The organism is Pararhizobium polonicum (assembly GCF_001687365.1).
Classification (GTDB): Bacteria; Pseudomonadota; Alphaproteobacteria; order Rhizobiales; family Rhizobiaceae; genus Pararhizobium; species Pararhizobium polonicum.
Window position 1 is genome coordinate 528,353 of record NZ_LGLV01000004.1, and the last position, 26,765, is coordinate 555,117.

At 60.7% G+C, this 26,765-nt stretch carries 26 protein-coding genes; 11 read left to right on the plus strand and 15 right to left on the minus strand.

What is annotated here, in order from left to right:
• Nucleotides 1–201: 201 nt before the first annotated feature.
• The 3 genes from ADU59_RS04250 to ubiE form a co-directional block, all read right to left on the minus strand.
• On the minus strand, nucleotides 202–465 hold the full coding sequence (locus ADU59_RS04250; protein WP_068951962.1) for a hypothetical protein: 264 nt from the start codon (nucleotides 463–465) through the stop codon (nucleotides 202–204).
• Nucleotides 466–583: 118 nt separating this feature from the next.
• Complete coding sequence (gene ubiB, locus ADU59_RS04255; protein WP_068951964.1) at nucleotides 584–2,158, minus strand: 2-polyprenylphenol 6-hydroxylase; 1,575 nt, start codon at nucleotides 2,156–2,158, stop codon at nucleotides 584–586.
• Between the two features lie 62 nt (nucleotides 2,159–2,220).
• Entirely contained in the window at nucleotides 2,221–2,997 is a 777-nt protein-coding gene (ubiE, locus tag ADU59_RS04260) for a bifunctional demethylmenaquinone methyltransferase/2-methoxy-6-polyprenyl-1,4-benzoquinol methylase UbiE (RefSeq protein WP_068951966.1), read from the minus strand.
• A gap of 183 nt (nucleotides 2,998–3,180) precedes the next feature.
• Between ubiE and mutM the strand changes: the two genes are divergently transcribed.
• The 3 genes from mutM to dnaA all read left to right on the plus strand — a co-directional run bounded on the left by mutM (nucleotide 3,181) and on the right by dnaA (nucleotide 7,073).
• The gene (gene mutM, locus ADU59_RS04265; protein ID WP_068951968.1) at nucleotides 3,181–4,071 is read left to right on the plus strand and encodes a bifunctional DNA-formamidopyrimidine glycosylase/DNA-(apurinic or apyrimidinic site) lyase; all 891 of its coding nucleotides are present in this window, start codon (nucleotides 3,181–3,183) and stop codon (nucleotides 4,069–4,071) included.
• A 203-nt stretch (nucleotides 4,072–4,274) separates the two neighbouring features.
• Complete coding sequence (rpsT, locus tag ADU59_RS04270) at nucleotides 4,275–4,541, plus strand: 30S ribosomal protein S20 (protein ID WP_068951970.1); 267 nt, start codon at nucleotides 4,275–4,277, stop codon at nucleotides 4,539–4,541.
• 1,080 nt (nucleotides 4,542–5,621) lie between these two features.
• Nucleotides 5,622–7,073, plus strand: a complete 1,452-nt coding sequence (gene dnaA, locus ADU59_RS04275; protein WP_068951972.1) for a chromosomal replication initiator protein DnaA — start codon at nucleotides 5,622–5,624, stop codon at nucleotides 7,071–7,073.
• Between the two features lie 88 nt (nucleotides 7,074–7,161).
• On the opposite strand, the gene ADU59_RS04280 is transcribed toward dnaA, so the two are convergent.
• The gene (locus ADU59_RS04280; protein ID WP_068951973.1) at nucleotides 7,162–8,553 is read right to left on the minus strand and encodes a leucyl aminopeptidase family protein; all 1,392 of its coding nucleotides are present in this window, start codon (nucleotides 8,551–8,553) and stop codon (nucleotides 7,162–7,164) included.
• 140 nt (nucleotides 8,554–8,693) lie between these two features.
• On the opposite strand from ADU59_RS04280, the gene ADU59_RS04285 reads away from it, so the two are divergent.
• The gene (locus ADU59_RS04285) at nucleotides 8,694–9,515 is read left to right on the plus strand and encodes a tetratricopeptide repeat protein (protein ID WP_068951974.1); all 822 of its coding nucleotides are present in this window, start codon (nucleotides 8,694–8,696) and stop codon (nucleotides 9,513–9,515) included.
• A 120-nt stretch (nucleotides 9,516–9,635) separates the two neighbouring features.
• Here ADU59_RS04285 and ADU59_RS04290 read toward each other — a convergent pair whose 3' ends face one another.
• The 9 genes from ADU59_RS04290 to ADU59_RS04330 all read right to left on the minus strand — a co-directional run bounded on the left by ADU59_RS04290 (nucleotide 9,636) and on the right by ADU59_RS04330 (nucleotide 18,620).
• The gene (locus ADU59_RS04290) at nucleotides 9,636–10,622 is read right to left on the minus strand and encodes a type II secretion system F family protein (RefSeq protein ID WP_068951976.1); all 987 of its coding nucleotides are present in this window, start codon (nucleotides 10,620–10,622) and stop codon (nucleotides 9,636–9,638) included.
• Nucleotides 10,623–10,634: 12 nt separating this feature from the next.
• A complete protein-coding gene (locus ADU59_RS04295; RefSeq protein WP_068951978.1) occupies nucleotides 10,635–11,645 on the minus strand; it encodes a type II secretion system F family protein in 1,011 nt (336 codons plus the stop codon).
• A gap of 8 nt (nucleotides 11,646–11,653) precedes the next feature.
• Nucleotides 11,654–13,120 (minus strand): TadA family conjugal transfer-associated ATPase, encoded by a 1,467-nt coding sequence (locus tag ADU59_RS04300; protein WP_068951980.1) that lies wholly within the window; start codon nucleotides 13,118–13,120, stop codon nucleotides 11,654–11,656.
• Nucleotides 13,121–13,151: 31 nt separating this feature from the next.
• Nucleotides 13,152–14,441 carry a CpaE/TadZ family protein gene (locus tag ADU59_RS04305; protein ID WP_068951982.1) on the minus strand — a complete coding sequence of 430 codons (1,290 nt, stop codon included), beginning with the start codon at nucleotides 14,439–14,441 and terminating at the stop codon, nucleotides 13,152–13,154.
• A 53-nt stretch (nucleotides 14,442–14,494) separates the two neighbouring features.
• Nucleotides 14,495–15,226, minus strand: coding sequence for a CpaD family pilus assembly protein (locus ADU59_RS04310; protein WP_083198114.1), 732 nt, complete (start codon nucleotides 15,224–15,226; stop codon nucleotides 14,495–14,497).
• 12 nt (nucleotides 15,227–15,238) lie between these two features.
• Nucleotides 15,239–16,762: a type II and III secretion system protein family protein gene (locus tag ADU59_RS04315; RefSeq protein ID WP_425331995.1), complete on the minus strand. Its 1,524-nt coding sequence runs from the start codon at nucleotides 16,760–16,762 to the stop codon at nucleotides 15,239–15,241.
• 20 nt (nucleotides 16,763–16,782) lie between these two features.
• The gene (cpaB, locus tag ADU59_RS04320; RefSeq protein ID WP_068951985.1) at nucleotides 16,783–17,598 is read right to left on the minus strand and encodes a Flp pilus assembly protein CpaB; all 816 of its coding nucleotides are present in this window, start codon (nucleotides 17,596–17,598) and stop codon (nucleotides 16,783–16,785) included.
• Nucleotides 17,599–17,775: 177 nt separating this feature from the next.
• Entirely contained in the window at nucleotides 17,776–18,288 is a 513-nt protein-coding gene (locus ADU59_RS04325) for an A24 family peptidase (RefSeq protein WP_068951987.1), read from the minus strand.
• Nucleotides 18,289–18,443: 155 nt separating this feature from the next.
• Nucleotides 18,444–18,620: a Flp family type IVb pilin gene (locus tag ADU59_RS04330; RefSeq protein WP_068951989.1), complete on the minus strand. Its 177-nt coding sequence runs from the start codon at nucleotides 18,618–18,620 to the stop codon at nucleotides 18,444–18,446.
• A 255-nt stretch (nucleotides 18,621–18,875) separates the two neighbouring features.
• Between ADU59_RS04330 and ADU59_RS04335 the strand changes: the two genes are divergently transcribed.
• From ADU59_RS04335 to ADU59_RS04365, 7 genes are all read left to right on the plus strand, one after another.
• A complete protein-coding gene (locus ADU59_RS04335) occupies nucleotides 18,876–19,301 on the plus strand; it encodes a pilus assembly protein N-terminal domain-containing protein (protein ID WP_083198115.1) in 426 nt (141 codons plus the stop codon).
• 212 nt (nucleotides 19,302–19,513) lie between these two features.
• Nucleotides 19,514–20,101: a TadE/TadG family type IV pilus assembly protein gene (locus ADU59_RS04340; protein WP_068951991.1), complete on the plus strand. Its 588-nt coding sequence runs from the start codon at nucleotides 19,514–19,516 to the stop codon at nucleotides 20,099–20,101.
• A gap of 11 nt (nucleotides 20,102–20,112) precedes the next feature.
• Nucleotides 20,113–20,769 (plus strand): TadE/TadG family type IV pilus assembly protein, encoded by a 657-nt coding sequence (locus ADU59_RS04345; protein WP_083198116.1) that lies wholly within the window; start codon nucleotides 20,113–20,115, stop codon nucleotides 20,767–20,769.
• A 174-nt stretch (nucleotides 20,770–20,943) separates the two neighbouring features.
• Nucleotides 20,944–22,164 carry a phosphopentomutase gene (locus ADU59_RS04350; protein ID WP_068951994.1) on the plus strand — a complete coding sequence of 407 codons (1,221 nt, stop codon included), beginning with the start codon at nucleotides 20,944–20,946 and terminating at the stop codon, nucleotides 22,162–22,164.
• Nucleotides 22,161–23,129 carry an adenosine deaminase gene (locus ADU59_RS04355; RefSeq protein WP_068951995.1) on the plus strand — a complete coding sequence of 323 codons (969 nt, stop codon included), beginning with the start codon at nucleotides 22,161–22,163 and terminating at the stop codon, nucleotides 23,127–23,129. The genes ADU59_RS04350 and ADU59_RS04355 overlap by 4 nt, the downstream gene beginning before the upstream one ends.
• 109 nt (nucleotides 23,130–23,238) lie before the next feature.
• Entirely contained in the window at nucleotides 23,239–23,868 is a 630-nt protein-coding gene (gene upp, locus ADU59_RS04360; RefSeq protein WP_068951997.1) for a uracil phosphoribosyltransferase, read from the plus strand.
• Between the two features lie 152 nt (nucleotides 23,869–24,020).
• Nucleotides 24,021–24,539, plus strand: coding sequence for a TIGR02281 family clan AA aspartic protease (locus ADU59_RS04365; RefSeq protein WP_068951999.1), 519 nt, complete (start codon nucleotides 24,021–24,023; stop codon nucleotides 24,537–24,539).
• Here ADU59_RS04365 and deoA read toward each other — a convergent pair.
• Entirely contained in the window at nucleotides 24,529–25,863 is a 1,335-nt protein-coding gene (deoA, locus tag ADU59_RS04370) for a thymidine phosphorylase (protein WP_068952592.1), read from the minus strand. The two genes, ADU59_RS04365 and deoA, sit on opposite strands and share 11 nt — an antisense overlap.
• Entirely contained in the window at nucleotides 25,860–26,633 is a 774-nt protein-coding gene (deoC, locus tag ADU59_RS04375; protein ID WP_068952590.1) for a deoxyribose-phosphate aldolase, read from the minus strand. Before deoC ends, deoA begins: the two co-directional genes overlap by 4 nt.
• Nucleotides 26,634–26,765 lie beyond the last annotated feature (132 nt).

Sequence of the window (26,765 nt, forward strand, 5' to 3'; positions counted from 1 at the left end):
CGATTTGGGCATACAGTCATGCAATTTCCGTATTCAACTAGGCGGAGACTACGCCTTATTGAAGTCCAATGGCATGAAATGTTTGTAATGTTTCCCGCTTTTGGTTTCGCAGTGTTTCCATGGACCAGCGATACCGGCAGCGAAAAGGCCGGTGGGAAACCCGCCGGCCTTCGCCAAGGACTGCGCTGCCGGGGAGGCCGATCAGCTGCAGACCCTGATCCGCTTGACGACCAGATTGCCGTAATAATCGTATTGGCGGACCTTCTTGATCCAGCACTGGGGCTCGTAATAGCTCCGCTTGTAGTGGTGGCGTCTGTGACCATAGGAGTGATCGACAGTATCGTAGCCGCCGCCGTAATAGCCATCATTGTAGCCGCCGCCATAATAACCGCCGGCTTCGGACGGGGCTGCGAAAGAAAGAGCCGCACCAGCGGCAACAATGGAGGCGATAATCAGTTTGCGCATGGTGGTCTCTCCTCAGATGATTGGCCGGATGAGCCCGCCTCATCCTTGAAGAGGAGAATGCCGGTGTCCCGGCAAGACCGCAGTTCCCAATGGAACAGGGTGCGGCCGGGTCCTGAAATCAGGCGAGCTTCCAGGCGATGAAGACCAGCGCCAGCGCGATAACCCAGAGAGCAACGCGGCCTGAACGGCTGTGGCGGGCCTCGGAGCGGCCGATCGCCTCGGCAGTCCCGACATCGAAGCGCAGGCCGTTTTCGGCCATCGCCGTGATCTCGCGGGAAAACTTTTCCGTCTTGGCGGCGATCTCGGGCGCGGCCTCGGCAAGACGCAGGGCGGCATGAAGCCCTTCCTTCACATCCCCCAGAATGCGCTTGGGACCGAGATTGTCGCGTATCCAGGCGCCGACCACCGGCTCGGAGGCCTTCCACATGTTGAAACGCGGATTGAGCGTGCGGGCAACACCTTCGACGACGACCATGGTTTTCTGCAGCATGACCAGTTCCGGCCGCGTTTCCATGTCGAAGAGCTCGGTGACTTCGAACAGCAGCGTCAGAAGCTTGGCCATGGAGATCGTTTCGGCCGGCTGGCCGTGGATCGGCTCGCCGATGGCACGGATCGCCTGGGCGAAGCTTGCGGCGTCATGGTGACCGGGCACATAGCCCGCTTCGAAATGCACATCGGCGACGCGGCGGTAGTCACGGGTGATGAAACCATAGAGGATCTCGGCGAGGAAGCGGCGCTCCTTCTTGCCGAGACGGCCGACAATGCCGAAATCGACGGCGACGACCATTCCTTTTGGATCAACGAAGAGATTGCCCTGATGCATATCGGCATGGAAGAAGCCGTCGCGCAGCGTGTGACGCAGGAAGGACTGGATCAGCGTATCGGCCAACGCATCGAGATCATGGCCGGCAGCGCGCAGCCCCTCGACATCCGACATCTTGGTGCCGTCGATCCACTCCATCGTCACGACGTCGCGGCCGGTGCGTTCCCAATCGACCTTCGGTACGCGGAACCCCGGATCATTCGCCGCGTTCTCGCCGAGTTCCGACAGGGCGGCGGCCTCAAGCCGCAGATCCATCTCGATCTTGGTCGTCTGCTCCAGCGTCTTTGCCACTTCGACCGGGCGCAAGCGGCGCGAGTGCGGCAGGAAACGCTCCTGCAGCCCGGCAACGAGGAACATCGCCTCCAGATCATGAGCGAAACGCTGGCGCACGCCGGGGCGGATGACCTTGACCGCGACCTTCTCCTCGACGCCGTCGCGCAGCACGATGGCCGGGTGCACCTGGGCGATCGAGGCAGCGGCGATCGGCTCGCCGAAATGGGCGTAGAGGTCGGCGACCGGACGGCCGAGCGAACCTTCGATGGCGGCGCGGGCTTCCTCCACCGGGAAGGTCGCCATCCGGTCCTGCAGGAAAGACAGATCCTGGGCAAACTCGGCGCCGACGACATCGGGACGGGTGGCGAGGAACTGACCGATCTTCACATAGGACGGACCGAGCCGTTCTATGGCCCGGGCAAGCCGGTCGCTGCGATCCTCCTTTTTCGCACGGCGGCGGGCGAACAGGCCTGCAAAGGATTGTGCCGCCCTGGGCAGCGCCGGCAGGTTTTCCGACGGCAAGGCCGAGACCACGCCTTCGCGCACCAGCACCCAGCCGATCCGGACAAGACGAAGATAGGCTGCGGGCGTGCTCATAGCGGATTACCGCCGCGCAGGGGCAGCCCCTTGGAGCGCTTCGCGAGAATGGGCATCATGCGTCAGATCTTCCAGCCGGAATGCAGCGCGGCAATGCCGGCGGTGTAATTGGTAAAGGTGGCGCGCGCGAAGCCGGCCCTGGTGATCATGGCGGCGAAATCGCGCTGGTTGGGGAACTTGCGGATCGATTCGACCAGATACTGATAGGGCTCGGCATCGCCGGTGACCATTTGGCCGAATTTCGGGATCGCGTTGAACGACCAGGCGTCATAGACCTTGTCGAGCAGCGGCATCTCGACCTCGGAGAACTCCAGCACCAGCAGGCGGCCGCCGCGTTTCAGCACGCGATAGGCTTCCGAGAGCGCCACATCGATGCGCGGCACATTGCGGATGCCAAACGCGATCGTATAGGCATCGAAGGAATTGGCCTCGAAGGGCAGTTCCTCGGCATTGGCCTCGACGAAGGTGAGATTGGGAGACAGCCCCTTTTTCTCGGCCCGCTCGGCGCCGACTGAAAGCATCGAACCATTGATGTCGAGCACGGTGGCATGCGCCATGCGGTCCGACGCCTCGACGATGCGAAAGGCAATGTCACCGGTACCGCCGGCGACGTCGAGAACCTTGTAGTCCTCGGAGCGGCGCGGATTGAGCGCGGATATCATCGCGTCCTTCCAGGCCCGGTGCAGGCCCATGGACATGACGTCGTTCATGATGTCGTAGCGCTTGGCAACCTTATGGAAGACGTCGTTGACGAGCGCCTGCTTCTCACCCTGGCCAACCTGACGAAAACCGTAGGAGGTTTCCATGCCGCCATCGGCAGACGTGCGCTCACCTGTCATCAACAAACACTCCGTTTTATCCTGTCGCGCCGACCATAGCGAATTCGCTTCATCCACGCTATCTCTGCGGCGGACACTCGCCTGCGGCATTCCCGCCCGCGACGAGAGCCGGCCTGCTATAGGATATGTACGTGGCGAATGGAATTGCCAAATAGCCCCGGACGATGGGGCAAGGAGATATGAATGCCGGAACTTCCCGAGGTGGAAACGGTCAGGCGGGGCCTGACGCCTGCCATGGAGGGCGCCCTGCTGGTCCGCGCCGAGCTGCGCCGGCCGGACCTGCGCTTCCCCTTCCCTGCCGGCTTCGCCGCGCTCGTGTCCGGCCGGCGCATCATCTCGCTCGGACGGCGGGCGAAATACCTTTTGATCGATCTCGAGGGCGACGACGTGATCATCGCTCATCTCGGCATGTCCGGGTCCTTTCGCGTGGAAGAAGGCCGGGCATCCGATATGCCCGGCGATTTTCATCACCCGCGCGGCAAGGACGAGAAACACGACCACGTGGTCTTCCACCTGGAAAATGCTGGAGGGCCGGCCCGGGTCATCTACAACGATCCGCGCCGCTTCGGTTTCATGGACATCGCCCGGCGCGATACGCTGACCGCCCACGCCTTCTTCCGCGATCTCGGCGAGGAGCCGACCGGCAATGTGCTGGACGCCGACTACCTGGCCGCCCGGTTTGCCGGAAAGGCCCAACCGCTGAAATCCGCGCTGCTCGACCAGAAGAACATTGCCGGCCTCGGCAATATCTATGTCTGCGAGGCGCTGTGGCGCTCCGGCCTGTCGCCGCTGCGAGCCGCAGGAACATTGGTGGATGCAAAGGGAAAGCCGAAAAAGACGCTTGTGCTCCTGACCGAGGCAATCCGTGCCGTGATCGCCGATGCGATCGCGGCCGGCGGGTCGTCTCTGCGCGACCATATCCAGACCGACGGCACGCTCGGCTATTTCCAGCATTCATTCTCGGTCTACGATCGTGAGGGCGAGCCATGCCGGACGCCCGGCTGCGGCGGGACTGTCGCCCGTGTCGTTCAGGCGGGACGGTCGACCTTCCACTGCCCGAAATGCCAGAAATAGCGTGAGCGACGAGGAAGTCCCACGCGCCGCCTTTTAAAAAATAGCGCGTTGACGCAGGCGGTGTTTAAGGCTATATGCCGCCCACAGTTTGGAAAGCCGCTCCAAGGTTTTCCGATATTGCTCCCTACTTGCTTGGACGACAGGTCGCAGTGACCCGGCACGGCGGTTGAGAGTTTTTGTCAGATTTCGAAGAGAGACACCAAATGGCCAATACAACTTCGGCGAAAAAAGCGACCCGCAAGATCGCACGCCGCACGGAAGTCAACAAGTCCCGCCGTTCGCGCGTTCGCGGTTTCATCCGCAAGGTCGAAGAAGCGATTGCTTCCGGCGACCAGGTTCTCGCCCAGGCAGCCCTGAAGGCAGCCCAGCCGGAACTGATGCGCGCAGCCACTAAGGGCGTGCTGCATGCCAACACGGCATCGCGCAAGGTTTCGCGTCTTGCGAGCCGCGTAAAGTCGCTTTCGGCCTAAGCCGGCTTATTAAAATATCATCAATGAATTAGCCCGGTCCTGCGACCGGGCTTTTCCGATTCAGACTTCAGCCTTCTGGATGGTTAATCCTTGTGCAAATCATTATGTCATCGCAATGACATGATATTTACAGCAAAATCAAATACTTACAGGAGGATACTCGGACCTGCCCTCCTCCAGCCGAGGCCTGTTAAGGTGTGTGGCGAGTCAAGAAATTTTTTATTTTTTTTGTTTTTCGTCAGCTAACTTCAGAGCGAAAATTCAAAGCCCTTGATTCAAAAGCGATTCTCTTCCGCAGGCCTCCGGTCCATGCAGGACACGCTATGAGAGTCAACGCCCAGCTCCTCCCAAGCGCTAAAATTCGCGATTGATCTTGGGTCCCGATCCTGCCTAAATGCCTTTCACAGAAGGCGCAGGATATACCTGTGGATAGAATGGAAAGGCAGCCTTTCAACGGGCAGCACGATCTCACCTAAGCTTTCTGTAACGGGGTGGTTCCACAACGTTCCATCAATCAGAACAGGGCGTTTTCAGCCGTGCAATCTCTTTGCTCGGGACGACGTTCTGCGACTTCTGATTGTGGATGCGCATACCCCCTCGATGCGCCGGACGAGGCGTCACGACGGCTTTTGCCGTCGCGACCCGGAGACGGCAGCTGGAATGCGGATGAGGACGCATTTGCGACGACTGGCCACCCTTCTTTTAACGAGGGTTGGGAAGGCCGGTGAAAGACAGGACGGGCTTTATACGAGGCCTGCCTGGACATTGGACCGTGCAAGCGGGACATCCGTTTGGCTTTCAGCCCAGCGGATTTGTACGGAAACCGTGCCGGCGGAGGGGAATGAGGATTCCTCTGGCGGAACGGAGAGCGTTTGGATTGGCGGCATGCCTTTGAAAAGGGCCGCACGAGACAAACATAAAGGCTGACGCCGGCAGCAATGGCGGCGTCGCGGAATGATATTGGAAGGCGGCAATATGCTTAGTAATTCGGTGACGGCGGCGGGTGCGTTCGAAAATGGGGAGAATGCACGTCAGATCGCGGTAACGCAGTCTGATGTCACGGCGGGGGAAAAAGGCGAGATGATTCATAGCGCACTTTTCGAGCGGGTTAGTGCGCGTTTGAAAGCCCAGGTCGGCCCTGATGTTTTTGCCAGCTGGTTCGGCCGGCTGAAGTTGCATTCGGTCTCCAAGAGCGTTGTGCGGCTTTCCGTTCCCACGACCTTTCTGAAGTCGTGGATCAACAACCGTTACCTCGACCTGATCACCAGCATTTTCCAGCAGGAAGATGCCGAAATCCTCAAGGTGGAAATCCTGGTGCGCAGCGCGACCCGCAGCACCCGGCCCGGCCTTCAGGAAGATGCGCCGCAGGCAAACCGCAGCGATGTCGCGACGCCAGCCTCTTCGCGCCGGTCCGCGCCGCAGACCCTTGCCCATCATGCGGCCGCAACAGTCGGCAATCTTCAGAAACTGCAGCCGGTCGCGGGACCGCTGTTCGGTTCGCCACTCGATTCACGCTACACATTCGAGAGCTTCGTCGAAGGCTCCTCGAACCGCGTCGCCCTTGCCGCGGCCAAGACGATCGCCGAAGCCGGCGCTGGCGCCGTGCGCTTCAACCCGTTGTTCATCCATTCGACGGTCGGCCTCGGCAAGACCCACCTTTTGCAGGCCATCGCCACCGCCGCGATCCAGAGTGCCCGGGCACCCCGCGTCGTCTATCTGACGGCGGAATATTTCATGTGGCGTTTCGCAACGGCGATCCGTGACAACGATGCGCTGTCGCTCAAGGAAACGCTGCGCAACATCGACCTTCTGGTGATCGACGACATGCAGTTTCTGCAGGGCAAGTCGATCCAGCATGAATTCTGTCATCTTCTCAACATGCTGCTCGACAGCGCCAAGCAGGTCGTCGTTGCCGCCGACCGTGCGCCGTGGGAGCTGGAATCACTCGATCCGCGCGTCCGCTCGCGCCTGCAGGGTGGCGTTGCCATCGAGATGGAAGGCCCGGATTACGAGATGCGTCTTGAAATCCTCAAGCGCCGCCTCGAAGTCGCCCGCCTGGACGACGCCTCGCTCGACATTCCCGCCAATATCCTCAGCCATGTCGCACGCAACATCACGGCCAGCGGCCGCGAGCTCGAAGGCGCCTTCAACCAGCTGCTCTTCCGCCTGTCCTTCGAACCGCAGCTGTCGATCGAGCGGGTCGATGAACTGCTCGGCCATCTCGTCAATGCCGGCGAACCGCGCCGGGTACGCATCGAGGACATCCAGCGCGTCGTCGCCAAGCACTATAACGTGTCGCGTCAGGAACTGGTTTCCAACCGCCGCACCCGCGTCATCGTCAAACCGCGCCAGATCGCCATGTATCTGGCCAAGACTTTGACCCCCCGCTCCTTCCCCGAAATCGGCCGCCGTTTCGGCGGACGCGATCATACGACCGTGCTGCACGCCGTGCGCAAGATCGAAGATCTGATCACGGGCGATACCAAGCTGTCGCATGAGATCGAGCTGTTGAAGCGGCTGATCAACGAGTAGGCATCCCCTTCAGGACGTATAGTGATCGAAGCATGGCCCCTGTTCGCGACGGACGGGGGCCATGCTCATATCAAGCGGCGGTCGAAGATCACTTTTTCCCCTTGGCAATCAGATGGTACAGCGCCCGGATCGCCTGCGCCTCTCCGCCAAGCGGTGAATGCGGGCGTTCCGCCGGTGCCCAACCGAAAATGTCGAAATGAGCCCAGCTTCTGGTATTCGTGACGAAGCGCTTGAGGAAAAGTGCTGCCGTGATCGATCCGGCCATGCCGCCGGACGGTGCATTGGTCAGATCGGCGATGCGAGCCGAAATGTCCTTCTCGTAACCTCTATAGAGCGGCATGCGCCACATGGGATCATCGACCGTCAGGCTGGCTTCGTTGAGATCCTCGGCCAGGTCCGCGTCATCCGTATAGAAGGGCGGCAGATCCGGGCCGAGCGCAACACGGGCGGCCCCCGTCAGTGTTGCCATGTCGATCAGAAGGTCGCTCTCCTCCTCGTCCGCATAGGCAAGCGCATCCGCAAGAATCAGCCGTCCTTCGGCATCGGTGTTGTCGATCTGCACCGTCAGCCCCTTGCGGCTGCGATAGATATCGCCCGGACGGAAGGCATTGGCGGAAATCGAATTCTCGACGACCGGGACCAGCACGCGCAGGTCCACCTTCAGTTTGGCATCCATGATCATCAGGGCGAGCCCCATGACATTGGCGGCGCCCCCCATATCCTTCTTCATCAGAAGCATGGAGGCCGCCGGCTTGATGTCGAGGCCGCCGGTATCGAAGCAGACGCCCTTGCCGACCAGCGTCACCTTACGGTGACCTCTCTTGCCCCAGCGCATCTCGAGCAGGCGCGGCGCCTCGGCGCTGGCGCGGCCGACCGTGTGGATCAGCGGGAAATTCTGCTTGAGCAGATCGTTGCCGGAAATGACCGAAACCGTGGCCTTGTAATGGTCGCCCAGCGCCCGGAATGCGTCTTCCAGCGCATTCGGGCCCATGTCGTTGGTCGGCATGTTGATGAGATCGCGGGCAAGAAAGACGCCGGCGAGCTGCCGCTTGATATCGGCGGCATCGGCATCGGCGGGAATCATCAGGGTCGGCGCTTCGCTCGCCGCAGCCTTGTAGCGGTCGAAACGGTAGGAGCCGAGGCCGTAGCCAAGCGCCAGACGGTTTGCCGTCAACGGGGCGGTCTCGATATGCCATTTTCCGGCTGGCAATGTGCGCGCCAGCTTACCGGTCAGGAACGGCGCTTCGGACGGATTGGCGCCAAGCCCGAACAGAGCCCCGCCGAGATGGCCATCTTCCGAAGGGATCAGCAGCACCGCGCCCGACTCGGCCTTGAAGCCTGCCTTGCGCGCCCAGTCGAGCGCGATGGGGTCGATGGCGCCGAGCTCGATATGAGCCGGTGTCACCGCGAAGATCGGCAGGGTCTTGCCAGCGCTGGTGTTGAACGGCGACGGACGGTCGATGAATTGGTAGGCGGCCATGGAAAACCTTCCGAAGGAGCGGTGCAGAATCATGCGATTAACACTCTATTAGGGTTAACAGATTATTGATGGAGTGAAGATTGCGCCGACATGTTGGGGATTGCGTCCGGTGCTTGAACGTATGCTGAGGGGCGTTGGCAATGATTTCACACGGACACATGTCTCTTTCCAGCCGCAGGCTCCTGCGGGGCGCCGCGATGGCGATCGTCGCCTTGTCGCTGGCTGGCTGCGGAACGCAGAAGAAAGAACTGACAACCGGTTCCATTTCCTCCCCCAGCTTCTCCAAACCGGTGCAATCGATGAATGCCACCGAACTTTCCGCCGCGGCGGAAAGCATCGGCAAGGCCTATACGCGCAACCCGAAGGACCGTGCCGCCGGCCTGAACTATGCCAATATGCTAAGGATGACCGGCCGCAATGATCAGGCCCTGGCCGTCATGCAGCAGGTGGCGATCAATTTCCCGACCGACCGCGAAGTGCTGGCGGCCTATGGCAAATCGCAGGCGGCCGCGGGCCAGCTGGAGCAAGCGCTGAACACGATTTCCCGCGCCCAGACGCCGGATCGGCCGGACTGGAAGCTGAAATCGGCCGAAGGCGCGATCCTCGATCAACTCGGCCGCGCGCCCGAGGCGCGCCAGCGCTACCGCGAGGCACTCGACATCCAGCCGAACGAGCCGACCGTTTTGTCCAATCTCGGCATGTCCTATCTGCTTGCCAAGGATTTGAAGACGGCGGAAACCTATCTGCGGTCGGCGGTCAACCAGCCCGGTGCCGATAGCAGCGTCCGGCAGAATCTGGCGCTCGCCATCGGCCTGCAGGGGCGCTTCCCCGAGGCCGAGCAGATCGCCCGCCAGGAACTCTCGCCCGACCAGGCGGAAGCCAATGTCAAATATCTGCGCTCGATCATGTCGCAGCAGAACGCCTGGCAGAAGCTGTCCAAGGAAGACAAGAATACCAACTGACAAAACCGCTGCCGGCCACTGTTGCCGACCGGCGGACCGTCTGCCCTCTGATACCGCACAATGTCAAAGGCACTACCGCATTATCGTGGTGGTGCCTTTGACATTGTGCGGCAATGGTTTTCAGAACTTGTCGGAGACCTGGATGCCGGCCGGGCCAAGGATCACGGCGATCAGGACCGGCAGGAAGAACAGGATCATCGGCACGGTCAGCTTGGGCGGCAGCGCAGACGCCTTTTTTTCGGCCGCGTTCATGCGTTGGTCGCGGCTTTCCTGCGCCAGGACGCGCAGGGCCTGGGCAATCGGCGTGCCGTAGCGGTCGGCCTGGATCAGCGCCTGCATGACGGACTTCACATCATCGATCCCGACGCGCGTCCCCAGGTTTTCAAGCGCGACGCGGCGATCCGGCAGAAAGGACAGTTCCGCCGTGGTCAGAACCAGTTCTTCAGCGAGCGGCGCCGACTGGACGGCGATTTCATCGGCCACGCGCCGCATGGCGAGTTCCATGGAGATGCCCGATTCCACACAGATCAGCAGCAGGTCGAGCGCGTCCGGCCAGGCCCTGCGGATCGACTGTTGCCGTTTGCTCACCGCATTGGAAATGAAGATGTTCGGCGCATAGAACCCGGCATAGGCGATAACGATCACCGCCAGCAGGCGCACCGGCAGCGCCTTGTCGGCGAGATAGCCAAGGACGAAGATGTAGAAGGCGCCGACGGCCATAAACACGAAGGGCAGACAGAAACGCGCGACCAGGAAGGTGTTGAGGGCGTTCTGCGAGCGATAGCCGGCTGATTTCAGCCGGTTGACGGTCTTGTCGTCCACCAGCGCCTTGCGCAGATTCAGCCGTTCGACGACCTGCCGGATCGAGGTATTGTTCTGTGCCCGCAACGATGCCTTGTTGCTCACCGTTTCGCTGTTCAGACGGGCGCGTTCGCGGGCGCGGATCAATTCGCGCTCGGTGGCGACCGATTTCATCCGCTTGTCCAGGTTGCCCTTCTCGAAGAAGGGAACGGCCAGAGAATAGAACGTCGCCAGCACCGCCACCGACACCAGAAAGGCGACGATGATGTTCGGATCGGTCAGGGTATTGATCAGTCCCTCGCTCATGCCCGGCCTTTCCTAGATATCGAAATTGATCATGTTGCGCATGACCCAGATGCCGATGCTCATCCACACCGCCGAACAGCCCATGATGAAATGGCCACGCGGATCGGTGAACAGGATCATCATGTATTCGGGCGATGTCAGGTACACGAGAAGCGAGACGATGAACGGCAGCGCGCCGATGATATAGGCCGATGCCTTGGCTTCCATCGACAGCGCCTGGACCTTGGCCTTCATCTTCTTGCGCTCGCGCAGCACCTTGCCGAGATTGCTGAGCGCTTCGGAGAGATTGCCGCCGGCCTGCGCCTGAATGGCGATGACAATGGCGAAGAAATTGACTTCCGGCAGCGGAATGCTGTTGATCATGCGCGCGCAGGCTTCCGGAATGTTCAGGCCGACCTGCTGCGCCTCGATGATGCGCCTGAACTCGGTCTTGACCGGTTCCTGGCCATCGCTGGAAATCAGCCGGATGGCATCGTTCAGCGGCAGGCCGGACTTGATCGATCGCACCATGACGTCGAGCGCATTCGGGAATTCGTTCAGAAACGCCTTGCAACGGCGCTTGACCATGAAATTGACGAACCAGCGCGGAAAACCGGCTGCACCGACGACAAAGATTCCGCCGACCACCAGCAGGCTGGCCCCGCCTATCAGCGCCAGCAGGCCGACCACAATACCAAAGATCACACTGGCGATATAAAACTGGGCGATCGAGATCTTGAGACCGGCCTGCATCAACCTGATCTTCAGGCTCGGTTTGGCCTTGGCCGATTTTTCCTGCTGCTTTTTCTCAAGATCCTTCAGGGAATCCTGAACGGATTTCCGCCGCTTGGACATTTCATTCATGCGGTCGCGCGCAGCCTTGACCTGAACCCTGTCGGTTTCGGCGGATTTGACCTTGCGGACGCGGCTCTCGGCCTTCTTTTCGGTTTCGATGCGCGTGAACAGAATGCCATAGGCAAGTCCGGCCGTCGCAAGCGCGACGAGACCGACAATCGCCAGAATGGTGACATCTATTCCGAACATGAAGCGCCTCAGTCCTTTTCCATCGCGTCGAGCGTCGCGGCCAGCCGCTTGTCTTCGTTGAAGTAGCGGGCGCGCTCCCAGAAGTGCGGCCGGCCGATGCCCGTCGATTTGTGCCGGCCGATGATCTTGCCGTTGGCGTCCTCGCCGTCCATTTCATATCGCATCAGGTCCTGGGTGATGATCACGTCACCTTCCATGCCGATCACCTCGGTGATGTGGGTGATGCGGCGCGAGCCGTCACGCAGACGGGTGGCCTGAATGATGATATCGATCGAGCCTGAGATGATTTCGCGCACGGTCTTGGCGGGCAGCGAATAGCCGCCCATGGCGATCATCGATTCCATGCGGCTGAGGCATTCGCGCGGCGTATTGGCATGGATGGTGCCCATCGAGCCGTCGTGACCGGTGTTCATCGCCTGCAAAAGGTCGAAAACCTCCGGTCCGCGCACTTCGCCGACGATGATGCGTTCGGGCCGCATACGCAGGCAGTTCTTGATGAGATCGCGCATGGTGATCTCGCCCTCGCCCTCAATGTTCGGCGGGCGGGTTTCGAGGCGAACCACATGCGGCTGCTGCAGCTGCAGTTCGGCCGTATCCTCGCAGGTGATGACGCGTTCTTCCAGATCGATATAGCCGGTCAGGCAGTTCAAAAGCGTGGTCTTGCCGGAGCCGGTACCGCCGGAGATGACGATATTGCAGCGGACGCGGCCGATGATCTGGAGAAGAACAGCACCTTCCGGCGTGATCGCACCGAACTTGACCAGCTGGTCGAGCTTCAGCTTGTCCTTCTTGAACTTACGAATGGTGAGCGCCGTACCGTCGATGGCCAGCGGCGGCGCAATGACGTTGACGCGGCTGCCATCGGGAAGACGCGCGTCGCAGATCGGGCTGGATTCATCGACGCGGCGGCCGACCTGCGACACGATGCGCTGGCAGATCGACAGAAGCTGGGCGTTGTCGCGGAAGCGGACCTCGGATTCGATGGTCTTGCCGTTGACTTCGATGAAGGTCTGTCCGGCGCCATTGACCATGATGTCGGCAATATCGTCGCGTGCAAGCAGCGGCTCCAGCGGACCATAGCCAAGCACGTCGTTACAGATGTCCTCCAGCAGTTCTTCCTGCTCGGAGATCGACATCGCGAAATTCTTGATCGTGATGATATCGTTGACGATGTCGCGGATTTCCTCGCGCGCGCTCTCCGTGTCGAGCTTGGCGAGTTGGGAGAGATCGATCGTGTCGATCAGTGCCGAAAACACCTGGCTCTTGGTGTCGTAATAGTCTTCGGTCCGAACCGCCTTTTTACGAACGGGCGGTGGAGACGCCTGTCCACGGGTGACAGGGATCGTTTCGCGAGCGGGTTCGGCAAGAACGGGTGCAGCCGGTCGCTCGGCGACAGCCACCGGCATGATCGCGTGCACAGGAGGGCTGATCGTGCCGCCCTTTCCGAAGCCTTCGTTTCCTCGTTTACCAAACATGCGCTCAATCCGGTTTTCGTTTGACTGTCAATTACTTGCGTCCGAGCATTCCGAGCATCTTGCCAAGTCCGCCCTTCTTGGCCTTCTTGGCCGTCACCCTGCCCGTCACCAGATGGGCGAGCTGTGAGAAGGTCTCGGCCGTCGGCGCTTTCTTGTCGATCTCGGCGATCATCCGGCCGCTGTTGGCAGCATTTCCAAACAGCACGGCATCGAACGGAATGATCGCAACCGGCTCGATCTCAAGCGAATCGCAGAAGTCGGCCGGCGATATTTCCGGGCGTTTCGGCATGCCGACCTGATTCAGCACCAGATGCGGCATCTTGTCGTTCGGCCGGATTTTCTTCAGCGAGTCCAAAAGGTTCTTGGCATTGCGCAGATTGGCAAGATCGGGGACGGCGGTGATCACGACCTCGTCGGCCTCCGCCAGTACCGTGCGCGTCCAGTCCGCCCATAGATGCGGCACGTCGAGCACCGATACAGGCGCGTTGCGCAGCAGAATTTCCATCAGCGGCTGGAACGCCGCCGCATCGAAATCATAGGGCCGGTCGAGCATGGAGGGCGCCGCAAGCAACGACAGATGCTCCGAGCACTTGGTCAAAAGACGGTCGAGGAAGACTTCGTCGAGGCGTTCGGGCGAAAAAACCGCTTCGGAAATGCCCTGCGGCGGATCCTGGTCGAAATTGATATTGGCCGTACCATAGGGCAGATCGAGATCGGCAAGCACCACCTCGGTCGAAAACAGATTGGAAATGCCCCAGGCGCAATTGTGGGCCAGCGTCGAGGAACCAACGCCACCCTTGGCGCCGATGAACGCGATGCTGCGGCCCAGCGGCTCGGCTTCCGGATCGACGAAGATGGCGGCGATGGCGCTCAGGACATCGGGCATGGCGACCGGAGCGACGATATATTCGGAAATCCCGTTGCGGATCAGGTCGCGATAGAGCGGGATATCGTTGTAACGGCCGATGATGATGACTTTGGTGCTGGGGTCGCAGACCGCCGCCAGCGGAGCGAGCTCTTCCATCAGCAGGCGGGGCTCGGTGGCCGTTTCCAGAATGATCAGGTTGGGCGTCGGCGTCGTCGAGAACATGCTGGCGGCGGCGGCAATGGTGCCGCGGTTGATCCGCAGCGTCACCTTCGTCATCCGCCGGTCTTGGCCGCAACGCTCCATAACCCGCAGCAACCCTTCCGTTTCGCAGAAGGCATGCACGGAAATCCGCGGAAGCGGCCGCAAATGATCGATATCATTCGAGCGGATCGCATCGTTGACGGTGTCCGGTTCGCCGGCGCCGGTCTCGATCTTGTAGTCAATCGTGCTCATGGTGCTATCCCGTCAAGCTGCCCGAATTGGTCATTGCCGCCAATGATGCGCGTCTAGTCTTCACCGGTCGAAATACCGCGATAGTCCTTGATCACCTGACCGCGCCGGACGGCATCGATCGGCGACATGGCGCGCGGACCGATCAGATCCATCGGATTGGCGACCTGTGCGGCAAGGTTGGCCTGGCTGGCGCAACCGAAATTCTCGTAATTGCGATTCTCGACCGTATTGCTGACAAGGTCCTTCGGCCAGTTGCCGCAAGGGGCCGTCGTCGCAGTCACGGCGGTATATGTCAGCCGGATCGGCGCCGCGTCGCCCTGCGGGCTCGCCTGGTAGCTAACCTCGACGAGGCGCGTCGCCGGGATTCCGGTCCCAACCAGTACACCGCGAATTTCCTTGCGCAGCATGGACGCTGCCTGGGCGTTGGCCGAACCGCTCGGCACCAGAATCTGGATCGTGCCCGTCGCGGAATCGTTGTAGGCCGATGCAAACCCGCGGATGACGTCACGCGCGCCCTTTGTCAGGTGCCGATCGCTCGATGCGACCGGCACATCGATCGCATGTTCCGCTTCGGCAATCACGATCGGATGGCGGGTGCGGTAGTCGTCCGGCAAGGCGCCGGTCGACATGCCGTCCCGATTGGCGCAGCCGGCAAGGCTCGTGCCAGCCACCAGCAGGACGCCGATCGCCAGGGTGCGTGCGAGACGAACCGGACCGGTCAAGGTGTTTGGCCACATGGTCGAATGCCTCTTGAGATTGCGGTTCAGGATGATCTTGGTTGCCATGTCCGTTCCCGCCTATTTGTAGATGAAGCCGACATTGCCGTGATACTGCCCAGCGGGCGCGGCCTGACGGTTGCCATAGATGCGATTGACCTCGCCAAGGAAGAAGCTGGAAAGATCGTTGGCAGCGTTGAAATTATCATCCGGGCGCGACAGGGCGGCGCGCGCCACCGGCTGCACCAGATAAGGCGTCGCGATGATGACAAGTTCGGTCTCGTTGCGGACAAAATCCTTGGACCGGAACAGGGCGCCGAAAACCGGGATTTTCGACACGCCGGGGACACCCGACATCGCCTGGCGGATATTGTCCTGAACCAGACCGCCGATCACAATGGAGCCGCCGGAGGGAAGCTCGATGCTGGTCGATGCCTTGCGGCGGCGGATCGACATATAGGTCTGCCCCGGAGCACCGATCCGCAGAGCGCCGGCGTTGCCGCTGACATTGGAGCCTTCGAATGTCGGCTCGGACACTTCGGTGGCGATCTCCAGGCTAATTCGGCCGGGGCCGAGAACGACTGGTGTGAAGTCGAGGCCGATGCCGTATTCCACCGTTTCGGTCTCGCGTGACAGGGTCCCATCGTCGCCAATCTCCTGGCTGGATGGAAGACGATATTCACCACCGACGGAGAAACTGGCCTTCTTGCCGGAAATGGCCGTGAGACTGGGTTCCGCGAGCGTGCGCATCACGCCAGCTTGCTCCATGGCATTGATATAGTTCGATATGCCGGTCGAACCGATCGAAGAGGTGATGACCGAAGAGAACGGGTTGACGGCGCTGCCAAGGTTGGCCGGGTTGGAGAAAAGAATGTTGTCATTCCCCTTGGAGATCGAGCCGCTGAAGCCGAGCTGTTTGAGCACCTGGCGCGAGACTTCAGCCACGGTCACCTTGAGCATCACCTGATCTTCGCCATCGATCCTCAAAAGATTGACGATCTGGGATTGCTGGCGGGTTTCTGCAAAAATATCTGCGGTGCTGCCGGCATTGCCTTCTGCTGTGATGTTGCGGGTTGTCGCTTCACCGCCCTTGATAAAGGCCCGCGCGAGCTCTTCGACGCGGGTCGAATCGAGTGGCGTGCGAACCGTACCGGTCAGGACGATGTTGTCCGAGATGATTTCGACATTGATATCGGAATCCGGCAGGAACCGCCGCAAATTGGCTTGCAGACCAGCGACATCACGCTCGATCTCCAGATCGAGACTGACGATTTCCTCGCCGTTCGGCCCGAAGACGAAGATATTCGTTTGCCCGACGGTTTTGCCAAAGAGATAGATGCGCCGCGAGGTGCGGGTCACGGCATCGGCCAGGCTCGGGTCGGCAACCAGAATGTCATGGGCATCGGCCGGAAGGTCGACAACGATCGCCTTGTTCAGCCCCAGCTTGATGGTCTTTTTCACGCCCGGCCCGCTATCGACGATGCGCACCACCGATTCAGACGCCGCCTCTGCGGTAAAAGCCTGTCCGGGCATGTCGGAAAAGGCCAAGCAGAAGGCCAATCCGATTACGACAGAGCTACGAAATTTGTTTCCGATCCGGTTCACGTTTCGCTCCCGCTCACACATCATTTCGCCAGGCTCATGGTAGAGCCCTCATTGCTCGGGACGATGGAGCCCGATTTGATCACCTGAATGGAGGGCCTCCCATCGCCGCTGAGCAGATAGTCTGCTGCGATCGTATCCGGCTCCTGCGCGTCGGCAACGCTGCGCAGTGCCAGCGACAGGCGTTCGGCCATCTGCTGGGCCACTGTCATGACTTTCGACTGGTCCGGCGTCAGCTCCAGCGTCGCGGTGGTTCCGACCACCGACTTGGATCCATCGTCCTTTTCCTCGACCTGCTGATCGATGGCGAGGACGCGAACATTGCTGAGAACTGTTTCGGTGAGGAAGGAACCACCATCGGCCTTGCGCACCATGATCACATCGACACGGTCATTCGGCAGGATGAAACCGCCAGCGCCGGTGGCGACGGTAATTTCCGTGGCGACGGCGCGCTTGCCGGCCGGAAGCAGCGAGGACATGATCCGGCTCGAGGAATCGGCAATCTTCTCCTGGCGCACGGGTTCGCCATTGAAAATCGGCAGGCGCACGACCACGCCCTGAAGATCCGTCACCGCGTTCGGACGCACCTCCTCGGTGATCAATCCATCGACGATGCCGTCCTTCGGCCAGGAAATCCAGTGGATGGAATCCGGATTGAGCCTTGAACCGACAGGCAGGCTCTTGCTGGCAACCAGAACATTGACGGTCGGTTCGCGTTCGATGACCGGCTCGGCAGTGCTGACAACGGTCTTGCCGCTGGTCAGCTTGAGTGCCAGGAATCCAGCCAGCCCCGCCGACACGACGGCGACTGCCAGAATAATAACACGCACCGGTTTCATGATCGTTCCCTGCAGCCTGAGAATATGCTCACCGCAGAATGACCCGGAATTGGTGTAATTATAGTTAACGGACAGCTTACATTCGTGGTTAACAAATGATTGAGCAATAAAGCCACAACCAGAACGCGGTTCGTTGCACTGAGACCGGCGCTGCCGGGTCAGAATGATGCGAAGCGATTAACGAATCTGCGCGAGTGCGGCCTGCATCAGCGGCGATGCAGGATAGGCGACAAAACCACCGAATGCGATGGCAATGCCATAGGGGACTTTCTTTGCCGTAAAGAGGAGATGCGGCACGCGAAGTCCGGATGCGAGGATGGTGTTTTCATAACTGCGCAGGGCGAGGATCAGCAACGTCAGGAGACCGCCGAAGATCGACACATAAAGAAGGAACTCGAACAGCGCGGCGTTGAAACCGAACCACACCGCACTCGCCGTCAGCAATTTCGCATCGCCGCCGCCCATGATATTGAGGGCAAACAGCGCAAAGCAGCTGAAGAAGACGATCGCTCCGGCCGCCAGATGCATGCCGATCGCGGTGACACCGAGACCTGCCAACGGCGCAACCAGCAGAAAGGCACCGAGCAGAATAATCGAGACCCGGTTCGGGATCGTCATCGTGAACAGATCGGAGAATGCCGCAAAGGCCAGGCAAAGCGGGAAGATAACAAAAATGGCTGCCTCGATCATGCTTCGACACCCTCCGGCCCGGACAGAATCACTGTTCCATCTCATGTTACACAGCAAAGCATTTAGGATTTAACAATCCAACGGCTAAGCCCCTACTCGATTAAATGAAAAAGCCGCCCCAACGGGCGGCTTTCAACGTCAAACTCAGAAGCTTATTACTTGCCAGCGTCCTTGAGCGTGGTACCGAGTTCTGTGAACTTGGCGTCGAGCGCGCTGCCGAGGGCCGTTGCGCCGGTGATCAGGGCGACGGAGATGAGGGCGGCGATCAGGCCGTATTCGATCGCGGTCGCGCCGGATTCATCCTTCATGAAACGTGCGAAAATCTTGGTCATATCATTTCTCCTACTTCACTATCTGTTGTTCAGCACTTCCGCCAACTGTTATCCGTTGATCGGGTAAGCCAAAGCTACACAGCGCGAATTTCAATCGTCTTAAAGAAAACAGTTATCGAAACCTTAACGGCGGCGGGCTGTTTTTTTGGTAAACGCGATGCTAGTTTTGCGTGCATTCAGAGCCATCCCAGCACCTTAACCCTTCATTCACCAAAAACGGCGATACTGGCTTATCCGCATCGTCAGGGAACAGCCATGAATTCGCGAAACACAGCCCCCGGCGCCTGGTTGCTGGCCACGGCCGGCGCAGGCCTTGCCTTGGCCGCTCTTCTCGCTGCCAGCCCCGTTCAGGCTGACGAAGACATGCTGCGCGTCTATATGGACCATGCGCGCGTTCTCAAGCTCGACCGGCCGGTCAGCAAAGTCATTATCGGCAATTCGGATGTGGCCGATGCGACGGTCGCGGATTCAAAGACCATCGTGGTGACCGGACGCAGCTTCGGCACGACCAATATTGTTCTTCTCGATATTGACGGCAATGCCATCGTCGACGAACGCATTCTGGTCTCGATCGACGAAGGCAACACTGTTCGCATTTTCCGCCAGACCAGCCGTTCCGTGCTTTCCTGTACGCCCAACTGCGAAGTTCATGCCGCGCAAAAGACGGCGGCGAGCGACTAGACCAGCCAGCCAAGTCAGAGTCCTTGCCTTCAAAGACGTAAGCTTTGGCACAGTTCGCCAAATCCTTACCGCACCGTAAGCATTTCCATTCAAATCTCCCCTGCTCTTGCATACGAAATATCAACAGTCGCTTTCTAAGTTGCCTCATCGTGTGGCGGCCGGGCGGAATGTACCAAATGTTGAAAAGGCAGAATGAGACCCCCGATGGTGGCATGGCCGGCAATGCGGTTTTCCGGCGCGGCAACGGCTTTCTGCGGCGGCTCATCGGGGACCGCACGGGTGCTGCGGCTCTTGAATTTGCAATATTGGTTCCGGTTTTTCTGATTGCGCTCTTTCCGCCTTTCGAAACATTTACGGCCTTCATCGCCGAGCAGGTTTTCGTCAATGCAACCGATACGATGGCCCGCAGGCTTCGAACCGGCGAAGTTGTGTACACATCGGAAGAGCAATTCAGGCAGGCTTTCTGTGCCGAAATTTCGATCCTGATAACCTGTTCGGCAACAGAGGGTAAAACGGCAAACCGGCTTTTCATCGATGTGCGAAGCGTTGCCGACTTTTCCGAAGTCCGCGCCGGCATTCCCCGGAAAGGCACAACAGCCGGTTCCGATCTTGATACCAGCGGTTTCAAGTTCGCACCGGGCGGCCCAAACACGATCAACGTCGTACGAGCCTATTACCGCTGGCCCGTCACGGTCGACTACTACCGTGCCTATACTACCAATTTGCGTCCCGCCGGCAGCAGCATGCCGAGCGACTATCTTATGGCGGCGACGGCGGTGTTCCGCAGTGAAAGCTACTGAGGGAAATTGCCATGAAAGCAACAGTCCATCGCCATATTGCCAAGTTTTTCGGAAAAGCCGGGATGCTCGAAGCGTTCTGGCGCGACCGGAAGGGCACCGGCGCGATTGAATTCACCATCGTCCTGCCATTGCTGATCGTGGCCTATGTCGGCGCGTTTGAAATCTCCGCCGGCTTCAACATCGCCCGCAAGGTCGCCCGGGCCGCCAGCACGGTCGCGGATATGACGACCCGCGACGACACCGTGCAGGTTTCGGCGCTTGACGGTATGCCGGCGGTCGTCAGGGGCATCATCGATCCCTTTGCGCTGTCTGCGGGGTCCAATCTCAAGGTAACCGGCATCAAAATTACGGCTCCAGGGGTGGGTGTCGTCGCATGGTCGCGTGGCTGGTCCTGGAAGGAGAACGACAAGCTCGATCCTTCGCAGGGCTACACCTCGTCCATGGTCACCACCACGACACCTTACGTAAAAGACTCGACGGTCGCTATTCCCAACGATGTTTCGACCATGAACGCCTTTATCGTTCGCACTGAGCTGACGGTGCCTTACACCGTGAAACTGCTGAACTGGAGTTCCGGTACGGCTTCATCGTCATTCAATATTTCCAAGACCTATTATTTGCGCCAGCGCATCGGCGACCACATAACCTGCAGCGGTTGCGGGACCTAACCGGGGTTCCGGGGCCATCGCTGCGGTTCCGCCATTTGCAATCTGCCCTGCCCCGGAGTATTCCTCGCGCTTTCGTCTCAACCGCCGCAACACCGCGAGAGGCGGACAACAACTGTCCTGTCGCAAGCCGTCTGCCCCATCGCGCCCGGCCCGCGGCAGCATTGCGGGTGATCCATGGCACGTGCCTTTCTGTTCGTTCTTGATTCCTTCGGCATCGGCGGAGCCCCGGACGCTGCCGAATTTGGCGATGACGGCGCCGATACGCTCGGTCATATCGCCGAATTCTGCGCCGCGGGTGCCGGTGACAGGAAGGGCCTGCGCGAGGGGCCGCTGACGCTTCCCAACATGTCGGCGCTCGGCCTGCTGCATGCGGCAAAACTCGCCAACAAGCGTCTGCCCGCCGGCATGCCGCTGCCTGAGAGGGTTTTCGGGCTCTATGGCGCGGCCAGCGAAGTCTCGCGCGGCAAGGATACGCCCTCCGGTCACTGGGAGATCGCCGGCACACCGGTGACCTTCGACTGGGGTTATTTTCCGAACGAAGGCGACGCTTTTCCGGCCGAACTGGTCGAGGCGATCTGCCGCGAAGGCGAAGTGCCTGGCATTCTCGGCAACTGTCATGCCTCGGGCACCGACATCATTGCGCAATACGGCGATGAGCATATGCGCACCGGCAAGCCGATCTGCTATACCTCGTCGGATTCCGTCTTCCAGATCGCCGCGCACGAACATTCCTTCGGCCTGGAACGACTGCTGGAATTGTGCCAGACGGTGCGCCGCCTGCTCGACGATTACAATATCGGCCGTGTCATCGCCCGGCCTTTTGTCGGCACCACGCCAAAGGATTTCGTCCGCACCGGCAACCGCCGGGATTATTCGGTGCTGCCGCCCGAACCGACCCTTCTCGACCGGCTGAAGGCGGCGGGCCGAACCGTTCATGCGGTCGGCAAGATCGCCGACATCTTCGCTCATCAGGGGATCGGCCGGACGATCAAGGCCAATGGCAACATGGACCTGTTCGAAGCGACCCTGAAGGCCATGGACGAGGCCGAAGACGGAGATCTGGTTTTCACCAACTTCGTCGATTTCGACATGCTCTACGGTCACCGCCGCGATGTGCCCGGCTATGCCGCAGCTCTCGAAGCCTTCGATCAGCGGCTGCCCGATCTCGACCGCAAGCTGAAACCCGGCGATATCGTCATCCTGACGGCCGACCACGGCTGCGATCCGACCTGGCGCGGCACGGACCACACGCGCGAGCGTGTACCGATCCTCGTCTTCGGCCCCGAGATCCGCACCCGATCCATCGGTGTCCTGCCGGGCTTTGCCGGGATCGGCGAAAGCATAGCCAAACATCTTGGCCTTGAACCGGGCCTCCATGGGAGAAGTTTTCTGTGACCGCACATCTGAAGAAGGCTGAGCTGCACTGCCATATCGAGGGTGCTGCTCCACCGGCGCTCGCCCTTGCCCAGGCGCGCAAATACAATGTCGATGTCCGCGGCATCATCGAGGACGGGGCCTATGTCTGGGCGGATTTCAGCCATTTCCTCACATGCTACGACGCCGTTGCCGAGCTTTTCCGCACGGAGGAAGACTACGCGCTGCTGGCCGAAGCCTATCTGACGGAACTGGCGCAGGCGGGGACGATCTACAGCGAGATCATCGTTTCGCCCGATCACGGCAACACGATCGGCATCGGCAGCGATGCCTATATCCGCGGGCTTGCCGCCGGCATCGAGGCCGCGAAGGCGAAAACTGGCATCGAAGGCCGGATGATCATCACCATTATCCGGCATATGGGGCCGGAAGCGGCCGAGAAAACGGCTCTTTACGCGGCCAGACGGGAGCATCCGCTGGTGACCGGCTTCAACCTCGCCGGCGAGGAGCGCATGCACAAGGTCGCGGATTTTGCCCGCGCCTTCGATATTGCCCGTGATTGCGGCCTCGGCATCACCATTCATGCCGGCGAGATGGTCGGCGCTTTCAGCGTGCGCGATGCGCTCGACCATGTGCGCCCGTCGCGCATCAGTCACGGCGTGCGCGCCATCGAGGATGCCGATCTCGTCAAGCGGATCGCCGCCGAAGGCGTCGTGCTCGAAACCTGCCCCGGATCCAACGTATCGTTGCAGGTCTTTCCGGATTTCGCCGCCCATCCGTTGCGCGCCCTTTATGAGGCCGGCTGCCGGGTGACGCTCAACTCCGACGATCCGCCGTTCTTTCACACATCGCTGAAACAGGAATACGAGATCGCCTCGCAAGTGATGGGTTTTAGCGACGACGAGATCAACGGCATGACGCGCACGGCGATCGAGGCCGCCTTCGTCGACGAGCCGACGCGAAAGCGCCTGCTCTCAGCGATTTGAGCGCCTGTGGGCTGGGGATGACAGGGCAAAGCGCTGCCGAGGCCTTGCAGCGGTGCGGCTTTCCGTGAAAAAAGGATTTTAAATCCGGTTTCCGCAGGAAGGCTTGGCCATGGACGGCGTTACAGTCATCAATCATCCGCTTGTTCAGCACAAGCTGACCATCATGCGCAAGAAGGAGACCTCGACGGCAGGTTTCCGGCGGCTGCTGCGCGAAATTTCCACCCTGCTCTGCTACGAGGTCACCCGCGATCTCGAACTGACGATGGAAACCATCGAGACGCCGATGCAGACCATCCAGGCGCCGGTGCTCGAAGGCAAGAAACTGGTTTTCGCCTCCATCCTGCGCGCCGGCAACGGCCTGCTCGAAGGCATGCTCGAACTGGTGCCCTCCGCCCGCGTCTCGCATGTCGGCGTCTACCGCGACCATGAAACGCTGGAAGCGGTCGAATATTACTTCAAGGCGCCCGAAAGCATGTCCGAACGGCTCGTCATCGTCGTCGATCCGATGCTGGCCACCGGCAACTCCTCGATTGCCGCCATCGACAAGCTGAAGGAACGCGGTGCCACCAAGCTGCGCTTCCTCTGCCTGCTCGCCGCCCCCGAGGGCATACGGAACTTCCAGGCCGCCCATCCGGATGTGCCGATCTATACCGCCTCGATCGACAGCCACCTCAACGAACAGGGCTATATCGTTCCCGGTCTCGGCGATGCCGGCGACCGGATGTACGGAACGAAGTAGGTTCGCCGTACAGGCAGACCCAAATCTTGCCGATTCCTTAACCAGATTTTCACATGAACCACCGGCCGCCGGAAAATCCGGCGGCTTTTTGCATCCTGTTAGTGGGCTTCATGCTTAGCTGAACGCTGTTTCCATAGCCGGGATAGGACAGGATGCTTTTACGTTTGGCCGTCTTTGGCGGAGGTATGGTCCTTGCCGCCATGTTGCTGCCGGGTCTTGCCACGTCCTATCTCAACCGCGCGCCGACCGACGACACGCCAGCCAAGCCCGCGCAGGCGAGCCCGGCGAAATATGCCGGCGGCAAGGGTGTGCTGCTGGAGGCTAGTGCCGGCGGGCATTTCTTCGGCACGTTCACGATCAACGGCCGCAAGCAAGATGGCCTGGTGGATACCGGCGCCAGCGTGATCGCCATCAACATCTCGACGGCGCGGCGGCTAGGCATTTCCACTGGTTCGCTGTCCTTCAGCGCACAGGTCAATACGGCCAATGGCGCGATCAAGGCCGCCCGTGTCGTGCTCGATCGCGTCGAGATCGGCACGATTGCCGTCAGGGACGTCGAGGCCATGGTGCTACCGGACAAATCCCTGTCCGGCATGCTGGTCGGCATGAGTTTTCTCAACAGGCTTTCGTCCTACCGGGTCGAAAACGGTGCGCTGCACCTCACCCGCTAATTCTGGACCCGCTAACCTTGGACACAATCACCGGACGCTCGGGCGGTGCTTCGTCGCCGATCGCATAAATCTCCAGAAGCCGGGCGCGTGATGCCTCGGCCTGATCGACACCGGCTGCATGGACGAAGGCGATGGGCTCGCCTTTTTCAAGCTTCGTGCCGAGCGGCTTCAGGCCGCTGAAACCGACGCGGTGATCGATCGGTTCGTCCGGCCGGGTGCGGCCGCCGCCAAGCGCGATCACTTCCATTCCGACATCACGCGCATCGCAGCTCTGCAGGAACCCATCCTGCGGCGCTTCGACAGCGAGAATGACGGGCGCCTTGACCAGATAGGCCTGCGGCCGCTCCACGAAATCGGCGGGGCCGCCGAGGCTGTGAACCATGCGGCCAAAGCGTTCCAGCGCCGCGCCGGTCTGCAGGGCTCGCCGGGCGAGATCGGTTCCCTCCGTCGGACTTGCCGCAATACCCGAAGTCATCAGCATCTCGGCCGCAAAGGACATCACCACCGCTTCAAGGCGGGTCCCGGCTTTCTCCCCGCGCAGGAAGGCAAGGCAGTTTTCGATTTCGACGGCGTTTCCGGCCGCATCCGCCAGCGGTTCGTTCATGTCGGTGATCAGGGCGGTCGTCTTCACGCCTGCGCCATTGGCGACATCGACCAGCGAACGGGCCAGCGTCTCGGCTTCCTTGAGCCCGACCATGAAGGCGCCGTTGCCGATCTTGACGTCGAGCACCAGCGATTGCAGGCCGGCCGCAAGCTTCTTCGACAGGATCGAGGCGGTAATCAGTGGCACCGAATCGACGGTCGCCGTCACATCGCGAATGGCATACAGCCGCCTGTCGGCCGGTGCGAGATCGGCCGTCTGGCCGATGATGGCGCAGCCCGCCTCCCGCACCGTCTGCCGAAACAGCGCGGCCGAGGGCTTGATGTCATAGCCCGGGATCGATTCCAGCTTGTCGAGTGTGCCGCCGGTATGCCCCAGCCCCCGGCCGGAGATCATCGGCACCGCGAGACCGCAGGCGGCCACGATCGGCGCCAGCATCAGGGACACGTTGTCGCCGACGCCGCCGGTCGAGTGCTTGTCGGCGATCGGGCTATCGATATCCGCCCAGGACAGCACGTCGCCGCTGTCGCGCATGGCAAGCGTCAGCGCGACGATCTCGTCAAGGTTCATGCCGGAAAACCAGACGGCCATGGCAAAGGCCGCCACCTGTCCCTCGGAAATCGCCCCATCGGCAAGGCCGTGGACGAAGGCGGCGATATCCGCCTTCTCCAGTGCTTCACCGTTTCGCTTCCGGCGGATGATTTCCTGCGGGATCATGATCAGTAAGCCGTCGCGCCGGCGACCGGTTCGCGGTCTTCCAGCACGGAGAGGATGTCGTCCAACAGGCCGGAGGCGCCGAAGCGGAAGGTCGAGGGCATCGGCCAATCGGGGCTATGGATCATGGCGGCAAGATTGAGATAGAGGCGGGCGTCACTGATGGTGCGCACACCGCCGGCCGGCTTGAAGCCGACCTTGCGGCCACTTTCGCGAATGCAGGTCAGCATGATATCGGCCGCCTCCAGCGTTGCATTGATTGCCGCCTTGCCGGTGGAGGTCTTGATGAAATCGGCACCTTCCTGGATGGCGATGTGCGAGGCGTTGCGGATCAGGCCGCGATCCTTCATTTCACCGGTCTCCAGAATGACCTTCAGCAGGACAGGCGACGGGCAGGCCTGCCGCACCGCCGAGATCATCGTGCGGACCGCCTGCTCATCGCCGGCCATGAAGGCGCGGTAAGGAATGACCAGATCGATCTCGTCGGCACCATCGGCAATCGCCTGCTGCGTTTCGGCGACGACCGTTTCGACCGGCAGCTCCCCGGCGGGAAAATTGACCACGGTCGCGATCTTCACCGCGCTGTCGGCCCCAAGGATCGACCGGGCCTGGGCGACGAAACGCGGCCAGATGCAGATCGCGGCCGTATGACCATGCGGCGTGCGAGCGGAAGCGCAGAGATCTTCGATCGCCTGTGGCGTGCAATCGTCGGTCAGATCGGTGAGATCCAGCAACGACAGCGAAAGCGCGGCTATCTGGCGATTGTTGACTTCGAGCATCATGGGGTCCGTCCATTTCCTTGGTCGCAGTGGTTCGTGACCGAGGCGGCGGCCGGTCACGAACGGTTGTTCTATACGCTTGAGGCGATCACGCAAAGCCGTTGCGCGCGGCGGCGCAAACCGGGCGGGCCG

Coding starts and splice junctions, on each gene's coding strand:
- rpsT (WP_068951970.1), top strand. CDS start 4,275: ATGGCCAATACAACTTCGGCGAAAAAAGCGACCCGCAAGATCGCACGC.
- ubiE (WP_068951966.1), bottom strand. CDS start 2,997: ATGACAGGTGAGCGCACGTCTGCCGATGGCGGCATGGAAACCTCCTAC.
- ADU59_RS04310 (WP_083198114.1), bottom strand. CDS start 15,226: ATGGCAACCAAGATCATCCTGAACCGCAATCTCAAGAGGCATTCGACC.
- cpaB (WP_068951985.1), bottom strand. CDS start 17,598: ATGAAACCGGTGCGTGTTATTATTCTGGCAGTCGCCGTCGTGTCGGCG.
- ADU59_RS04305 (WP_068951982.1), bottom strand. CDS start 14,441: ATGAGCACGATTGACTACAAGATCGAGACCGGCGCCGGCGAACCGGAC.
- ADU59_RS04280 (WP_068951973.1), bottom strand. CDS start 8,553: ATGGCCGCCTACCAATTCATCGACCGTCCGTCGCCGTTCAACACCAGC.
- ADU59_RS04350 (WP_068951994.1), top strand. CDS start 20,944: ATGGCACGTGCCTTTCTGTTCGTTCTTGATTCCTTCGGCATCGGCGGA.
- ADU59_RS04365 (WP_068951999.1), top strand. CDS start 24,021: ATGCTTTTACGTTTGGCCGTCTTTGGCGGAGGTATGGTCCTTGCCGCC.
- ADU59_RS04250 (WP_068951962.1), bottom strand. CDS start 465: ATGCGCAAACTGATTATCGCCTCCATTGTTGCCGCTGGTGCGGCTCTT.
- mutM (WP_068951968.1), top strand. CDS start 3,181: ATGCCGGAACTTCCCGAGGTGGAAACGGTCAGGCGGGGCCTGACGCCT.
- ADU59_RS04290 (WP_068951976.1), bottom strand. CDS start 10,622: ATGAGCGAGGGACTGATCAATACCCTGACCGATCCGAACATCATCGTC.
- ADU59_RS04345 (WP_083198116.1), top strand. CDS start 20,113: ATGAAAGCAACAGTCCATCGCCATATTGCCAAGTTTTTCGGAAAAGCC.
- ADU59_RS04295 (WP_068951978.1), bottom strand. CDS start 11,645: ATGTTCGGAATAGATGTCACCATTCTGGCGATTGTCGGTCTCGTCGCG.
- dnaA (WP_068951972.1), top strand. CDS start 5,622: ATGATTCATAGCGCACTTTTCGAGCGGGTTAGTGCGCGTTTGAAAGCC.
- ADU59_RS04300 (WP_068951980.1), bottom strand. CDS start 13,120: ATGTTTGGTAAACGAGGAAACGAAGGCTTCGGAAAGGGCGGCACGATC.
- upp (WP_068951997.1), top strand. CDS start 23,239: ATGGACGGCGTTACAGTCATCAATCATCCGCTTGTTCAGCACAAGCTG.
- ADU59_RS04330 (WP_068951989.1), bottom strand. CDS start 18,620: ATGACCAAGATTTTCGCACGTTTCATGAAGGATGAATCCGGCGCGACC.
- ADU59_RS04325 (WP_068951987.1), bottom strand. CDS start 18,288: ATGATCGAGGCAGCCATTTTTGTTATCTTCCCGCTTTGCCTGGCCTTT.
- ADU59_RS04335 (WP_083198115.1), top strand. CDS start 18,876: ATGAATTCGCGAAACACAGCCCCCGGCGCCTGGTTGCTGGCCACGGCC.
- ubiB (WP_068951964.1), bottom strand. CDS start 2,158: ATGAGCACGCCCGCAGCCTATCTTCGTCTTGTCCGGATCGGCTGGGTG.
- ADU59_RS04340 (WP_068951991.1), top strand. CDS start 19,514: ATGGCCGGCAATGCGGTTTTCCGGCGCGGCAACGGCTTTCTGCGGCGG.
- deoC (WP_068952590.1), bottom strand. CDS start 26,633: ATGCTCGAAGTCAACAATCGCCAGATAGCCGCGCTTTCGCTGTCGTTG.
- ADU59_RS04285 (WP_068951974.1), top strand. CDS start 8,694: ATGATTTCACACGGACACATGTCTCTTTCCAGCCGCAGGCTCCTGCGG.